We start from the raw sequence: 15,167 nt of genomic DNA, 5'->3' as shown, positions 1-15,167 counted from the left end.
TCCCGGACCCCTCCGCCGCAGGGGCCGCCCGGCCTGCGGTGATCCGGCTCCGCGGGGCCGCCCCCGGGCGCGGCGGACGCCCCACGAGCGTTATGGGGGCCGCTATGCCCGTCGGCCGGTCGCCCGTACGGCACCCCCCCGTACGATGGGCGGCAACGGCCGTCACCAGCGGTCACCGAGGGCCGTCACCCGCGGCCCCTACGACGGATCCGACAGGAGAGTCACGACGTGAGCGAGCAGCAGCGCCCCGGAGCCCAGACGGACGCACCCGTGTTCAGTCCACGCAAGAACGGGCAGGCGCAGTCGGTCTCCGACGAGCTCGCCGCGTGGATGAGCACCGGGTGGGCCGACACCGAGCTGCGGGACCTGAAGCCGGTCGAGCAGGCCGGGCACACCGCCCGCCGCCGCGCGGCCCTCAGCGCCGCCTTCCCCGGCGAGCGCCTCGTCGTCCCGTCCGGGCAGCTGCTCACCCGCTCCAACGACACCGAGTACCCGTTCCGGGCCGCCACCGCCTACGCGTACCTCACCGGGGACACCTCCGACGGCGGCTGCCTGGTGTTCTCCCCGGACTCCGACGGCGGCCACGACGTGGTCCTGTACCTCAAGCCCCGCTCCAACCGCGAGAACGGCGAGTTCTGGCTGGGCGGCTACGGCGAGCTGTGGACCGGCCGCCGCCACAGCCTGGACGAGGCCGCCGCCCTGCTCGGCGTGCCCACCGCCGACGTGACCGGCCTGACCGAGGCCCTGCGCTCCGAGGCGGCGACCACCCGGATCGTGCGCGGCCACGACGCCGCCCTCGACGCCCTGGTGGACGGACTGCGCGCCGACGCCGACGAGGACTCCCCCGCCGGGTCCGCCCGGCTCGACGAGGAACTGGCCGTGACGCTGGACGACCACCGCCTGGTCAAGGACGAGTGGGAGGTCGCCCAGCTCCAGCTGGCGGTGGACGCCACGGTCCGCGGCTTCGAGGACGTCGTCCGGGCGCTGCCGCAGGCCAAGGACACCTCCGAGCGGTTCGTCGAGGGCACGTTCTTCCTGCGCGCCCGGGTCGAGGGCAACGACGTCGGCTACGGCACCATCGCCGCCTCCGGCGCCAACGCCACCACCCTGCACTGGACCCGCAACGACGGGCCGGTGCGCGAGGGCGACCTTCTGCTCCTGGACGCGGGTGTGGAGACCACCACCCTGTACACGGCCGACGTCACCCGCACGATGCCGGTGTCGGGCACCTTCACCGACCTCCAGCGCAAGGTGTACGACCTGGTCTTCGCCGCGCAGGAGGCGGGGATCGCCGCCGTCGCCCCGGGGCGGCCGTTCACGGCCTTCCACGAGGCGTCCCAGCGCGTGCTCGCCGAGGGCCTGGTCGAGTGGGGCCTGCTGGAAGGACCGGTCGAGAGGGTCCTGGAGCTGGGCCTCCAGCGCCGGTACACGCTGCACGGCACCGGCCACATGCTCGGCATGGACGTGCACGACTGCGCGGTGTCCCGCCAGGAGGTGCACCTGTACGGCGACCTCGAGCCGGGCATGGTGCTCACCGTCGAGCCCGGCCTGTACTTCCAGCCCGACGACCTGACCGTCCCCGAGGAGCTGCGCGGCATCGGTGTGCGCATCGAGGACGACGTGCTGGTCACCGAGGAGGGCCGCACCGTGATGTCGGCCGGCCTGCCCCGCTCCTCCGCCGACGTCGAGGCCTGGCTGGCCGAGCGCCTGCCGCGCTGACCCCGCCGAGCCGTACGCGCACGGGCCGCCTCCCCTCCGGGAGGCGGCCCGTCGCCGTCGGGGCCCCGTGACCGTACGCGGCGGTGGGCGGCGGAACGGGGGCGTCCGGGTCCTGTGCGCGGACCTCCGACCGGGACGGGGCGCCGGGACGCGTGCGGGGGGCGCCCGCCGCCGGCCCCCGGATTTGCCCAAGGGCGGGTGATGCTTCGCACCCCGGGGTTTGCGTCTCCCCGTGAGCGGTGAGCAGGCAGAGAAGGACAGGACACACCGAACAAGAGGAGGTTCTCCTCTCATGGGAGACGACAACCAGGGCCCCACGCTGCGGATCTTCGCCTCGCCGGGGCGCTACGTCCAGGGGCGCGGCGCCCTGGCCCGGCTGGGCGAGCTGGTCGCCGACCACGGATCGCGGCCGCTCGTCCTGGCCGACGACGTCGTCCGCGGCCTGACCGGTCAGGTCGTCACCGACTCCTTCCGCGAGGCGGGCCTGCCCCTCGTCTTCGAGCGGTTCGGGGGCGTTCCGACCCGGGCCGAGGCCGCGCGCGTCGCCGCGGTGATCGGGGACGGCGGCCACGACGTCGTCATCGGCCTCGGCGGGGGGACGGCGATCGACACCGCCAAGGCCGCGGGCGACGACGCGGGGGTCCCGTGGGTGAGCGCGGCGACGGTCGCCTCGACGGACGCCCCCACCTCGGCGCTGTCCGTCGTCTACACCGAGTCCGGCGCGTTCGAGTCGTACCGCTTCTACGACCGCAACCCGGCCCTGGTCGTGGTGGACACGCAGCTGGTCGCCGAGGCGCCCACCCGGTTCCTCGCCGCGGGGGTCGGTGATGCGCTCGCCACGTGGATCGAGGCGCGGGCCGTGCGCGACGCGCACAGCCACACCATGGTGGGCGGCCTCCCGACCCGCTCGGGGACCACGCTCGCGCGCCTGTCCTGGGACATCCTGTGGGAGTCGGCCCTCCCCGCCCTGGAGGCGGTCGAACAGAACCTGGTGACCCCCGCCGTCGAGGCGGTGGTGGAGGCCAACACCCTGTTGTCCGGCCTCGGCTTCGAGTCCGGCGGCCTGGCGGCCGCGCACGCGGTCCACGACGGCCTGACCGCGGTGGACCAGACGCACCACCTGGCGCACGGGGAGAAGGTCAACATCGGCTCCCTCACGCAGCTGCTCCTGGAGGGCGCTCCGACCTCGGAGGTGGACGCGTTCGCCGAGTTCACGGCCCGTGTCGGCCTGCCCACCACGCTCACCGAGGCGGGGCTGGGCGACGCGGACGACGCCACGCTCGACCGGGTGGTGGCCGCGGCGACCGCGCCGGAGGAGACCATCCACAACCTGCCCTTCGCCTTCACCCCCAGGGACGTGCGCGACGCGCTGCGCGCCGTCGAGGGGGTCGGCCGCCGCGCACGCGCGCGCGTGGGCCTCGGTGAGCCGTCCGCGCCGGACCACGGCTGACCGCCGCCCCGCCGGGCCCGCGCCCCGGGGCACGGCGCCCCCGGCGGCCCGCCCCCGGCGGGTCCGGCCTGACGCAGGGGGCACGGCGCCGTCCGGAAGGACGCGGAGCGCCGTCGGAAGGGCGTCGGGGCCGGTCTTCGCACACCGGTCCCCGACGCCCTTCGCCGTGCCCGCGCCGGTTCCGGTCGGCCCGCAGACGCCGCCCGCCCGGCCCGGAAGCCCACGCCTCCGTCCGGGCCGCTCCGCGTGCGCCCCCGTCCCGGTCGGGAGGCCGCCGTGGCGGGCGTTCTCGGAACGGCCGCGTGCCCCGGGGACGCCTGCCCCGTTCCGGACGTGCCGGGCCCGGGCGGCCCCCCTGGCGTTCCCGGGACACGGGTGCGTTATCTCACGGGCGCCCCGGAGCCCCCGCACAGGCGGCGTCGCGGCCGGACGTGGCCTCCCTCACGGGAGAAGCGCGCCCCGTCCCTGGTTGACTGGTCCGCACTGCACGGGCCGGAGGCGTGCCGGGGGGTCGTCACGCACCGCCGCTCCACCCCTCCGCTCCGTCCACAGTCCGCGTACGCCGCCGAAGCGGCCCGGGACGACCGTCCCCGGGCGGCCCCGTGCCGTCCGACGGCGTCCGGCTCCGCGTCCCGCCGGACGGCGCGCCCCGCAGCGGGCGCGGCCCGACCGGCCTGCCGCCGGCCGGGGCGGACCCTTCCACGCCGACCGTCGACAACGCCGGCCGGCAGTTTCCCACCGAGGAGCATCCCCTTCTCCATGTTCTCCACCCTGCGCACACGTGTGTCCGCGTCAGGAAACCGTCCCGACCCCTGGGTCATGGGCGTCACCGGCGTGCTCCTGATCGCCTTCGTGGTGACGGCCCTGGCCTCACCCGCGGCGGTCGGCGCCGCCGTCGACGCCGCCTTCGCCTGGTCCGCACAAGGGTTCGGCGCGTACTGGCAGGTCCTGCTCCTCGCCATGCTCGCCGTCGCCGCGGTCCTCGCGTTCTCCCGCTACGGCAGGGTCCGCATGGGCGGCACGCCCGCACCCGAGTTCGGCATGTTCCGGTGGGTCGCGATGGTCATGACCACCCTGCTCGCCGCGGGCGGGGTGTTCTGGGCCGCCGCCGAGCCCATCGCCCACTACACCGCCGCGCCGCCGGCCTACGCCGACCAGGCCGGGGGCATGGAGGGGGCCGCGGTCGCGCTGGCCCAGAGCTTCGTGCACTGGGGCTTCCCGGCCTGGGCCATCGGCGGGTCCCTGGCCACCCTGGTCATGATGCGGGGTGTCGAGAAGGGCATGCCGCTGCGTCCCCGGACACTGCTGTGGCCCGTCATGGGCGAGCGCGTGCGCACCCACTGGATCGGCGCGGTCGTCGACATCAGCTGCGTGGTCGCGGTCGTCGCCGGGACCGTCGGACCGATCGGCTTCCTCGGGCTCCAGGTGTCCTACATCGGGGGGCAGCTGTTCGGGCTGCCCGACGGGTACGGCACCCAGGCCGCCATCATCGCGGGGCTGACCGTCGTGGGCGCGGTGTCCGCGGCGAGCGGTCTCAACCGGGGAATCCAGCTGCTGAGCAAGGCCAACGTCTGGGCGGCCCTCGCGCTGATCCTGGCCATCGTCGGACTCGGCTCCGCGCCCTTCGTCGTCGACCTCTACCTCCAGGCGGTGTCGGTCCACGTCCGCGAGTTCGTGCCGATGGCGCTCTTCCGGGGCGACCAGGAGTGGCTGGGCTACTGGACGGTCTTCTTCTTCGGCTGGTTCCTGGGCTACGGTCCGATGATGGCGATCTTCATCGCCCGCATCTCCCGGGGCCGCACCGTGCGCCAGATCTTCGTGGGCGCCACGGTCGCCCCCGCCCTGGTGACCACCGTCTGGTTCACCGCGCTGGGCGGCACCGGCATCTTCCTGGAACAGCAGGACCCCGGAGCCGTCTCCGGCGCCTACGAGGCGGACGGGCTCCCCGCCGCGGCCCTGGCCATCGTCGAGGCGCTGCCGATGAGCGCGTTCCTGGGGGTGCTCATGGTCGTGGTGACGCTGATCTTCTTCGCCTCGACCCTGGACGCGATGTCCTACGCGATCGCCTCGTCGAGCATGCACGAGGGCACACCGCCCGGGTACGTCCGGGCGTTCTGGTGCTTCGGCATGGGCGCCGCCGCCATCGCCCTCCTCCTGGTCGGGGACGGCGGTGTGCAGGCACTCCAGTCCTTCATCGTGGTCACCGCGGTCCCGGTGGGGCTGATCATGCTCCCGACGCTGTGGACGACCCCGCGACTGCTCCGGACCATGGCCGTCGAGCAGGGGATCGTCGCAGCCCCCTCCTCCCCGGCCGCGCGGAACCCGGTCGCGGTCGGCGGCGCCCCCTCGGCGGAGGGCGACCCGGTCGCGGTCGGCGGCGCCCGGTAGCCGCGGCGCCGTCGGCGGTGCGGGCGGGTACGCCCGCACGGGGTCCCGCCCGCGCCGCGGGGCCCTGACGAGCCCTCCGGGCAGCCGGTTCCGGCACCCGGGGCGGCCTCCGAAGGTTCCCGGACGACCGATGATCTGGAACACAGAAGTAAATCGGCCCTGTCCCGTAGGATCGGGAATGTCCCGGTCCCGTGGGAGGTTGGTGTACCTCTGGGCGGGACCGAACACGTCCCCCGCGGACCCCGCCCCGTTCCACGACACGACCACCCACACGACGACGCGAGGACACCAGTGACCGGGCAGCCCAATCCATCAGTGGCCGAGGACGACTCGGCCGGCAGTAGCGGCGGAGCGGAGCCGCGCACCGCCGACCGCCTCGTCATCCCACTGCTCCTCGTCTCGGCGTTCGTCGTGATCCTGAACGAGACGATCATGGGTGTGGCGCTTCCCGCGCTCAACAGGGACCTCGGGATCTCCGTCTCCACCGGTCAGTGGCTGACCTCGGCGTTCATGCTCGTGATGGCCGTGGTCATCCCGGCCACCGGGTTCCTGCTCCAGCGGTTCCACCTCCGCCAGGTGTTCATGGCGGCCATGACGCTGTTCAGCATCGGCACGCTGATCTGCTTCCTCGCGCCGGGGTTCGGGCTCCTCCTGGCGGGCCGGGTCGTCCAGGCCGTCGGCACGGCGATCATGATGCCGCTGCTCATGACGACCGTGCTGAACCTCGTGCCGCCGGACCGCCGCGGCCGCACCATGGGCAACATCTCCATCGTCATGGCGGTCGCCCCCGCGGTCGGCCCCACACTCGCCGGCTTCATCCTCAGCGCCCTGGACTGGCGCTGGATGTTCGGCCTCGTCCTGCCCATCGCCCTCATCGGCCTGGTCCTCGGCTCGCTGTTCATCCGCAACGTCACCGAGCCCCGCCACGCCAGCATCGACCTCCTCTCGGTCCTGGTGTCGGCGTTCGCGTTCGGCGGCCTCGTCTACGGGTTCTCCAGCCTCGGCGAGGGCCACGCCACCGCGATCGTGCCCCCGTGGGTCGCGATCGCCGGCGGCGCCGTGGCACTGGTGCTGTTCGTGTGGCGGCAGCTGCGCCTCCAGCGCGGCGACCGCGCCCTGCTCGACCTGCGCGTGTTCCGCTCGCGCCAGTTCTCGATCTCGATCGGCCTCGTCGCGGTCAGCTTCATGGCACTGTTCGGCACGCTCATCCTGCTGCCGCTCTACATGCAGAACGTCCTCCAGCACGACACGCTCGTCACCGGCCTGACCCTGCTGCCGGGCGGCCTGACGATGGGCCTGCTCGCCCCGGTGGTCGGCCGCCTCTACGACCGGTTCGGCCCGCGCCCGCTGGTCATCCCGGGCGCGGCGGTCGTCTCGCTGGTGCTCTGGACGATGACGCTGTTCGGCACCGAGACCCCGCTGGGCTTCGTGGTCGCCACGCACGTCCTGCTGAGCGCCGGCCTGGGCTTCATGTTCACCCCGCTGCTCACCGGCGCGCTCGGGTCGCTCAAGCCCGAGCTCTACTCGCACGGCAGCGCCGTGGTCGGCACGGTGCAGCAGGTCGCGGGCGCGGCGGGCACCGCCACGTTCATCGCGGTCATGTCCGCCAGCTCGGCGAGCCTGCTCACCGACGGCCTCCCCGAGATCAGCGCCCAGGCCGGCGGCATCCACGTCGCCTTCCTCCTCGGGGCCACGATCTCGGTCCTGGCCTTCGCGGCGACCTTCTTCGTGCGCCGCGTCGAGTCGGGAACCTCGCAGGGCGCTCCGATCGCCCACTAGGAACCCCGCGACGGAGACGGCCGCGCACGGGAGCCCCCGTGCGCGGCCGTCTCCGTGTCGGCGGGTCCCCGACCCCGGAACCGCCGTCCCGCGCGCCGCGCCGTCCCCGGCGCGTTCGCCCCGCCCCCGGGACGCCCCTGGATAATCGGTGCGGAGCGGCCGCGCACGGGCGGCCGGGACCGGAGGGGGAGACATGGGCACGACGCGACCGCACGCGGCCGACGCCGTGGTGCTCGGCCTGGCGGCGGGCGCGCGCTCCACGCTCGGGACGGCCGCACCCCTGTGGGCGGCCTCGTCCGGGCGGCGGCGGGCGCTCCTCGCCGCTGGGGTCCTCGGGGAGTTCGTCGCGGACAAGTCCCCCGTCGTCCCCGACCGCCTCTCCTGGCCGAGCCTCCTCGCCCGCTCCGCCAGCGCGGCCGCCGGAGGCGCGGTGCTGGCCCGGGAGCGCTCGCGACCGGTCGTCGGCGGCGCCGTGCTCGCGGCCGCCGCCGCGCCCCTCGGCGCGCTCGCGGGGGCCGGGTGGCGGAAGCTGTGGACCGACGGCGCAAACCCCCCGTGGGTCGGCGCCCTCGTCGAGGACGGCCTCGCCCTCGTTCTCGCGGCGGCCGCCTGCCGGGGGGCCCGCGGCGCGGCCGGGGGCGAGGGGCCCGCCCCGTCGCGGACCCGCCGCCCGCGCCTCCTCGCGCGGGCGGGTTCGGCCCGCACCCGCTCCGGGTAGGTGACCCGGGCAGAACACGCATCCGACCCTGGGGAAGCACATGGCACGCCTGATCGACCTGCACGGCACCGCGCTGGAGGAGTTCGACCGCCGGGTCCGGGCGGTCGGACTGACCGACTGGGCCCGGCCCACGCCCTGCGCGGACTGGGACGTGCACGATCTGGTCAACCACCTGGCCACCGAGCAGCTGTGGGTCCCGCCCCTGCTGGGCGGGGCCCGGACGGAGGACGTCGGCGACCGCTTCGACGGGGACAACCTGGGCGAGGAGCCCGCGGCCACCTGGGCGGTGGTCTCGCGGGAGTCCCGGACGGCGTGGCTCGGCCTGTCGTCCCTGGAACGCACGGTGCACCTGTCCTTCGGGGACGCGCCCGCCGAGGTGTACCTCTGGCAGATGACCTTCGACCTGGCGGTCCACGCCTGGGACCTGGCCCGCGCGATCGGCGCGGACGAGGCGCTCGACCCCGACCTGGCCAAGGAACTTTACGCCTGGGCGTCCGAGCAGGACTTCGGTCCGGGTCAGATGTTCGACGCGCCCGCCCCGGTCGGCCCCGACGCGACGGTCCAGGACCGCCTGATCGCCCTCACCGGGCGCACGCCCTGAGCGGTCCCCGGTGACCGTGCCGCCGCGGCCGGGGCACGGCGGCACGGCCGCGGCCACGCGCCCGCCCCTCCACCGGGCTGCCGCGGCCCCGCCCCGGCGACCGCGGGGCGCCCGCCGGGGGCGGCACGATCCGTCCCCCGCCGCCCCGACGTGGCGGCTTCGCCGAGCCACCCCCGTGTCACACACTGGGACGAGAGCTGCACGAGGGGCAACGAGGGGAAGGCACATCCGGTGGAGGCCACGATCACCCTGCGGGTCGACGGTGAGGAGCGCCGGCTCACCGTCGACACCCGCACCACGCTGTTGGACGCGCTGCGGGACAGGCTGGGGGCGACCTCGCCCAAGAAGGGCTGCGACCACGGGCAGTGCGGAGCGTGCACCGTCCTCCTGGACGGGCGCCGCATCCTGTCCTGCCTGGCGCTCGCGGTCGCGCACGACGGCGCCGACGTCACCACCGCGGCCGGCCTGGGGACCGGGGACGGCGGCGCCCCCGGCGGAGGACTCCACCCGGTGGCCCGCGCCTTCGTCGACCACGACGGCTTCCAGTGCGGCTACTGCACCCCCGGCCAGGTCTGCTCGGCCGTGGGGATGCTGCGGGAGGCCGAGGCCGGCTGGCCCAGCCACGTGACCGCGGACCTCGACGGTCCGGTGAGCCTGGACGACGAGGAGATCCGCGAGCGCATGAGCGGCAACCTGTGCCGGTGCGGCGCCTACACCAACATCGTCGCCGCGATCAGGGAGGCGGCACGGTGAGGCCCTTCGACTACACGCGGCCCGACGGGCCCGCGGACGCCGTCGCCCTGGTCGCCGCCGACCCCGGAGCCGCCTACCTCGCGGGCGGCACCAACCTGGTCGACCACATGAAGCTCGGCGTGGCCTCGCCCACCCGGCTCGTGGACGTGCGCGGCCTGCTCGGCAACCGGGTCGAGGAGCTCCCCGACGGGGGGATCAGGATCGGCGCCTCCGTGCCCAACAGCGACCTGGCCGCCCACCCGGCGGTCCGCCGCCGCTACCCGGTCCTCTCCGCCGCCCTGCTCGCCGGCGCCTCGGGACAGCTGCGCAACGCCGCCACCACCGGCGGGAACCTCTTCCAGCGCACCCGCTGCCCGTACTTCCAGGACACCACCACGCCCTGCAACAAGCGCGAGCCCGGCACGGGCTGCTCGGCCCTGGAGGGGCACGGGCGCGACAACGCCGTCCTCGGAGCCTCCGACCACTGCGTGGCGACCCACCCCTCCGACATGGCGGTGGCACTCGCCGCACTGGGCGCCGAGGCGCGCGTGCTGGGCCCCGGCGGGGAGCGCGTCGTGCCGATCCCGGGCCTGCACAGACTCCCCGGAGACGAACCCGACCGCGACACCGTCCTCGGACACGGCGACCTGGTCACCGCGGTCGACCTGCCCCACCTGCCGGTGGCCGCACGGTCGGCCTACCGCAAGGTGCGCGACCGCGCCTCCTACGCGTTCGCGCTGGTGTCGGTGGCCGCCGCGCTCGACGTCGTGGACGGCACGGTCGCGGACGTGCGCATCGCCTTCGGCGGACTGGCGCACGCCCCCTGGCGCGCCCGCCGCGCGGAGGAGGCGCTGACCGGCGGACCGGCGACGGAGGAGGCGTTCCGCGAGGCCGCCCGGGCCGAGCTCGCCGACGCCCGCACCGGGCGCGACAACGCCTTCAAGGTCCCCATGGCCGTCAACACGCTCGCGTCCACGCTGCGCGGCCTCACCGCACAGGAGGCACGATGACCACCACGCCGAGCACGCCGTCCGTCGGACGTCCGCTGGCACGCCTGGAGGGGGAGGCCAAGGCCACCGGCCTGGCGCCCTACGCCTACGAGTACGCCCTCACCGACCCGCTGTACCTGGGCCCGGTCCTGTCCACCGTCGCCCGGGGCCGCGTCGGCGCCGTGGACACCGCACGGGCGGAGGAACTCCCGGGGGTGCTCGCCGTCCTGACGCCCGCCAACGCCGAACGGCTGGCCGACACCGAGGACCGGGAGTTCGCCGTCCTCCAGAGCGACGAAGTGGCCTTCCGCGGCCAGTTCGTGGCGGCCGTGGTCGCCGACACGCCCGAGACGGCCCGCGAGGCGGCAGGGCTGGTCGAGGTCTCCTACGAGGAGCTTCCGCACGACGTGACGCTGACCGCCGACCATCCGCGCCTGTACCGGCCGGAGACGGTCAACACCGGTGTCGAGGCGGACACCGAGCAGGGGGACCCCGACGCCGCGCTCGCCCGCGCGGCCGTCGTGGTGGACCGCACGTACCGCACGCCCATGGAGCACAACAACCCCATGGAGCCGCACACCACCGTCGCCCTGTGGGACGAGGGGGCCGAGCGCCTCACCCTCTACGACTCCACCCAGGGGGCGCACCCCGTCCGGCAGACGGTCGCCGGTGTGTTCGGCCTCGACCCGGAGCGCGTCAGGGTGATCGCCCCGTACGTCGGGGGAGGGTTCGGGTCCAAGGGGTCGGCGCACGCCCACAACGTCCTGGCCGCGATGGCGGCCCGCGCCGTCCCCGGACGCCCGGTCAAGTTCGCGCTGACCAGGCAGCAGATGTTCAGCCTGGTCGGCTACCGGACGCCCACCATCCAGAGGCTGAGGCTCGGGGCCGACCCCGACGGGCGCCTGGACGCCGTCGTGCACGACGTCGTGGAGCAGACCTCGAAGGTCAAGGAGTTCGCCGAGCAGAGCGGGGTGTGCACCCGCATGATGTACGCCGCCCCCCACCGGCGCACCACGCACCGGCTGGCGCCCCTGGACGCGCCCATCCCGTTCTGGATGCGGGCCCCGGGCGAGGCGCCGGGCATGTACGCGCTGGAGTCGGCCATGGACGAGCTCGCCCACGCGTGCGGGGTCGACCCGGTGGAGCTGCGCCTGCGCAACGAGCCCCCTGTCGACCCCTCGACGGGGGAGCCCTGGTCGGACCGGGCCCTCGCCAGGTGTCTGCGCGAGGGCGCCGAGCGCTTCGGCTGGCACGGGCGCGACCCCGCGCCGGGGGCCCGCCGCGAGGGCGACTGGCTGGTGGGCACGGGGGTCGCCTCCGCCGTGTACCCGCACATGGTGAACCCGGGGTCGGTGGCCGAGGTCCGGTACGGCGGGGACCGCCGCTACCACGTCGGCATCGGCGCGGCCGACATCGGCACCGGAGCGCTGACGGCCCTCACCCAGATCGCCGCGGACGCGCTGGGGCGCCCGCTGTCGGAGGTCGTGGTCTCCATCGGCGACACCGACCTGCCGGAGGCCTCCGTGGCGGGCGGCTCCAGCGGCACCACGTCCTGGGGGGCGGCGCTGGTCGCCGCGGCCCGGGCCTTCAGGGCCGAACACGGCGACGCCCCCGCGCCGGGCGCGAGCGCGCGCGGGACCACGCCCGAGGACACCGCGACGCCGGGCTACTCGCAGTACTCGTTCGGCGCCCACTTCGTGGAGGCGCGGGTGCACGCCGACACGGGGGAGATCCGGGTCCCGCGCATGCTGGGCCTGTTCTCGGTCGGGCGGGTCGTCAACCCCCGCACGGCGCGCTCGCAGTTCCTCGGGGGGATGGTCATGGGCCTGTCGATGGCGCTCTACGAGCAGAGCGTGGTCGACCCCGCCTTCGGCCATGTGGTCAACCACGACCTGGCCCAGTACCACGTCGCCGCGCACGCGGACGTGTCCGGGCTGGAAGCCGACTGGCTGGAGGGGGAGGACCCGCACGCGGGCCCCCTGGGTTCACGGGGCGCGGGGGAGATCGGCATCGTCGGCACGGCGGCGGCCGTCGCGAACGCCTGTCACCACGCCACCGGGGTCCGGGTCAGGGACCTGCCTCTCACCCCGGACCTCTTCCTGCGCTGACCTGCTGGGAGGGGCGGACGGCCCCGGCTGCGGGCCCGCGCGCGGGCGCGGGCCCGATTGGAGCGTCCCGCCGTGGGTAGCCCGGGGACCGTGCGCCGACACGGGGAGGGAACGCACATGGTGGAAGCGATGGCACCGCCGTGGTCGCTGGGCTGGAGTATCGCGATCTTCGTCCTGGTGGCCGCGGTGACCGTGGTGGCCAGTGTCAGGATGGCCACCCTCGGAGACGTCCTCGCGGACCGGACGGGGTGGGGTGAGGCCGTCTTCGGCGCGGTCTTCTTCGGCCTGGCCACGTCCCTGTCGGGGATCGTGATGACGGCGGTGAGCGCCGCGGCTGACCAGCCGGGGCTGGCCTACAGCAACGCCGTCGGGGGGATCGCCGCCCAGACCCTCGCGCTGGCGGTGGCCGACTTCTTCCACCGCCGCGCCAACCTGGAGCACGCCGCGGCCTCGTCGGCGAACCTGCTCTTCTGCTGCCTGCTGATCGGGATGCTGTCCCTGGCCCTGATGTCCGGCTTCGGGCCCGACGTGACGGTGCTGGGGGTCCACCCCGCCTCGGTCGTCCTCGTCGCCTTCTACGCGGGCGGGCTCCGGCTGATCCACCACGAGGGCGCGCACCCGATGTGGCGCGCCGTGCACACGCGGGAGACGGTGGTGGACGTCCCCGGCGGATCCGGCGCCCCCGGCGGCGCCCCGGCGCCCGGCTCCGGGGGCGGCTCCGCGGGGAGCGGACCCGCGGACGCCCTCCGCACGGACGCTCCGGCGGGCGAAGGGGCCGGGGGCACGGCCCCCCTGTGGGCGGGTTTCGCGCTGGTCGGCACCGTCGTGGCCGTGGGCGGGTGGGCCCTGGCGGAGGCGGCGGTCGTCGTCGTGGAGTCCACCGGGCTCAGCGCGGGGCTGGTGGGCGCGGTGGCGATGGGCGCGGTCAACGCCCTGCCCGAGACGGTCGCGGCGGTCGCCGCCGTCCGGCGTGGGGCCATGACGCTGGCCGTGGCGGCGATCATCGGCGGCAACAGCCTGGACGTCCTCAACCTGGCGGTGGGAGACGTCTTCTACCGCTCGGGGTCGCTGTTCCACGTCGCGGGGACCGACGAGCTCTTCCTCACCTGCGGGGCCCTGCTGATGACGGTGGTGCTCCTCGCCGGGCTCATCGTCCGCCAGGCGCGCGGATGGGGCCGGATCGGCTTCGAGGGCGTGCTGCTGATCGCCGTGTACGCGGGCATCGTGGGCGTGCTGGCCTTCTGAGGCGGGTCCGCCGGCCGTCCCGCCGCGGGGTGCGGTCCGGAGGGCGGCGGGGGGGGAACCCCCCCGGGCCCCCCCCCCCCGGGGGGTGGGGGGGGGGGGGGGGCCCCCCGGGGGGGGGGCCGGGGGCGGACCGGGGGGGGGGGGTGGGGGGGGTGGGGGGGTGGGGGGGGGGGGGCGCCGGGCGGGGGGGGGGGGGGGGGGGGGGGGGGGGGGGGGGGCGCCCCCCCCCCCCCCCCCCCCCCGCCCGCAGGAGGTAGGCGGCTGGGAGTCGGCCCCCGGAGGGGGCGCCGGGGGCCGAACTGGGGAGAGGGTCAGTGGTCCCCGGCCCTCGCCCGGGGAGGAGAACCGGTACGGCCCGCAGGCGCGCCGTCGGCTTCCATGACCCTAGGTGACCACATTTCGGGACGCGCGGTGTGCGATTCCAGAAAAAAACTTCGGGAAATCCGGGAACGGCCAGGGCCTCGGGCCCGAGAAACGCCCCGGTCGCTCCGATCGTCCGGGGGTCGGGCCCCGGGGGCCCGTGTTTCGGCACGCACGCGGAGTCGTCGTCCCTCCACGGAAAACCCGTGTGCGCACGGCACCGCCGGACGGGCGGTGGCGTGCGCACACGGGAAGGGGGGAGGCGGCGGCGGGACCTGCTAGCCGCCGCTGTGGGAGTTGTACCTCTCGGCGCGCTCCTGGCCGGACATCGCCTGGATGGCGTCCATGACCTGGTCGGCGATCACCCTGCGGGCCTTGCCCGGAGCGAGGTGGTCGTACCCGGAGGAGAAGTCCAGGGGCTCGCCGAAGCGGATGGTGAAGGGGCGCGGACGCGGCATGGACGCCCCCACCGGCTGCACGTCCTGGGTGCCCGACAGCGCCACCGGCACGACGGGCGCCTTGGACTCCATCGCCAGGTGCCCCACACCGGTCCGGCCCCGGTAGAGGCGTCCGTCGCGCGAGCGGGACCCCTCGGGGTAGATCACGCACGCCTCGCCCTCGCGCAGGCGGTCCAGCATCAGCTCCAGCGACATCATGGCGCCGCGGGCGTCGGAGCGCTTGACCGGCATGGCGCCCAGCGAGGAGAACACGGCCTTGGTCAGGCGGCCCTTGACGCCGGAGCCCTCGAAGTAGTCCGACTTGGCGAGGAAGCGCACCGGTCGCTGCGTGACCGACAGCGGGATGATGATGCTGTCCACGAACGACAGGTGGTTGCTGGCGAGCAGGACCGCGCCGGTGGCGGGGACGTTCTCACGGCCCAGGATGGTCGGGCGACACAGGGTGCGCGCGAGTACCGACGCAGACTGCCTGAACGCACCATAGAGCACGTGGTCTCCCTCACGAGATCGGTCGGATGCCGGATCCAATGTAAGGGCGACCGGTCGGTAACATCGGCACCGGGCCATCCGGGTGCCCCAGGTCACCGCTTCGCGCGGCGCTTCCCGGGGCCGGAGCGGCT

Annotated in this window: 11 protein-coding genes; 10 read left to right on the top strand and 1 reads right to left on the bottom strand. The window is 75.1% G+C overall.

Annotated features, from left to right (window positions below):
* The first annotated feature begins 228 nt into the window (after positions 1-228).
* The 10 genes from ACIRPH_RS08060 to ACIRPH_RS08015 all read left to right on the top strand — a co-directional run bounded on the left by ACIRPH_RS08060 (position 229) and on the right by ACIRPH_RS08015 (position 13,729).
* Positions 229-1,719: an aminopeptidase P family protein gene (locus ACIRPH_RS08060; RefSeq protein WP_402910856.1), complete on the top strand. Its 1,491-nt coding sequence runs from the start codon at positions 229-231 to the stop codon at positions 1,717-1,719.
* A 292-nt stretch (positions 1,720-2,011) separates the two neighbouring features.
* Positions 2,012-3,169 (top strand): glycerol dehydrogenase, encoded by a 1,158-nt coding sequence (locus ACIRPH_RS08055; protein WP_402910853.1) that lies wholly within the window; start codon positions 2,012-2,014, stop codon positions 3,167-3,169.
* A 759-nt stretch (positions 3,170-3,928) separates the two neighbouring features.
* On the top strand, positions 3,929-5,557 hold the full coding sequence (locus tag ACIRPH_RS08050) for a BCCT family transporter (protein ID WP_402910850.1): 1,629 nt from the start codon (positions 3,929-3,931) through the stop codon (positions 5,555-5,557).
* A gap of 291 nt (positions 5,558-5,848) precedes the next feature.
* Positions 5,849-7,336: an MDR family MFS transporter gene (locus tag ACIRPH_RS08045; protein ID WP_402910848.1), complete on the top strand. Its 1,488-nt coding sequence runs from the start codon at positions 5,849-5,851 to the stop codon at positions 7,334-7,336.
* A gap of 193 nt (positions 7,337-7,529) precedes the next feature.
* Positions 7,530-8,054, top strand: coding sequence for a hypothetical protein (locus tag ACIRPH_RS08040; protein WP_402910846.1), 525 nt, complete (start codon positions 7,530-7,532; stop codon positions 8,052-8,054).
* A 40-nt stretch (positions 8,055-8,094) separates the two neighbouring features.
* The gene (locus ACIRPH_RS08035; RefSeq protein ID WP_402910843.1) at positions 8,095-8,655 is read left to right on the top strand and encodes a TIGR03086 family metal-binding protein; all 561 of its coding nucleotides are present in this window, start codon (positions 8,095-8,097) and stop codon (positions 8,653-8,655) included.
* Positions 8,656-8,886: 231 nt separating this feature from the next.
* On the top strand, positions 8,887-9,408 hold the full coding sequence (locus tag ACIRPH_RS08030; RefSeq protein ID WP_402910840.1) for a 2Fe-2S iron-sulfur cluster-binding protein: 522 nt from the start codon (positions 8,887-8,889) through the stop codon (positions 9,406-9,408).
* Positions 9,405-10,397 carry an FAD binding domain-containing protein gene (locus ACIRPH_RS08025; RefSeq protein WP_402910837.1) on the top strand — a complete coding sequence of 331 codons (993 nt, stop codon included), beginning with the start codon at positions 9,405-9,407 and terminating at the stop codon, positions 10,395-10,397. Before ACIRPH_RS08030 ends, ACIRPH_RS08025 begins: the two co-directional genes overlap by 4 nt.
* On the top strand, positions 10,394-12,484 hold the full coding sequence (locus ACIRPH_RS08020; protein WP_402910834.1) for a xanthine dehydrogenase family protein molybdopterin-binding subunit: 2,091 nt from the start codon (positions 10,394-10,396) through the stop codon (positions 12,482-12,484). The genes ACIRPH_RS08025 and ACIRPH_RS08020 overlap by 4 nt, the downstream gene beginning before the upstream one ends.
* A gap of 117 nt (positions 12,485-12,601) precedes the next feature.
* Positions 12,602-13,729 carry a sodium:calcium antiporter gene (locus tag ACIRPH_RS08015; protein WP_402910832.1) on the top strand — a complete coding sequence of 376 codons (1,128 nt, stop codon included), beginning with the start codon at positions 12,602-12,604 and terminating at the stop codon, positions 13,727-13,729.
* Between the two features lie 638 nt (positions 13,730-14,367).
* On the opposite strand, the gene ACIRPH_RS08010 is transcribed toward ACIRPH_RS08015, so the two are convergent.
* Positions 14,368-15,036: a lysophospholipid acyltransferase family protein gene (locus ACIRPH_RS08010; protein ID WP_402910829.1), complete on the bottom strand. Its 669-nt coding sequence runs from the start codon at positions 15,034-15,036 to the stop codon at positions 14,368-14,370.
* Between the last annotated feature and the right edge of the window lie 131 nt (positions 15,037-15,167).

The sequence above is a fragment of the Nocardiopsis sp. NPDC101807 genome (assembly GCF_044766605.1).
Classification (GTDB): Bacteria; Actinomycetota; Actinomycetes; order Streptosporangiales; family Streptosporangiaceae; genus Nocardiopsis; species Nocardiopsis tropica.
Note: the sequence above shows the minus strand (reverse complement) of the source record. Positions and strands in the feature narration are given on the sequence as shown.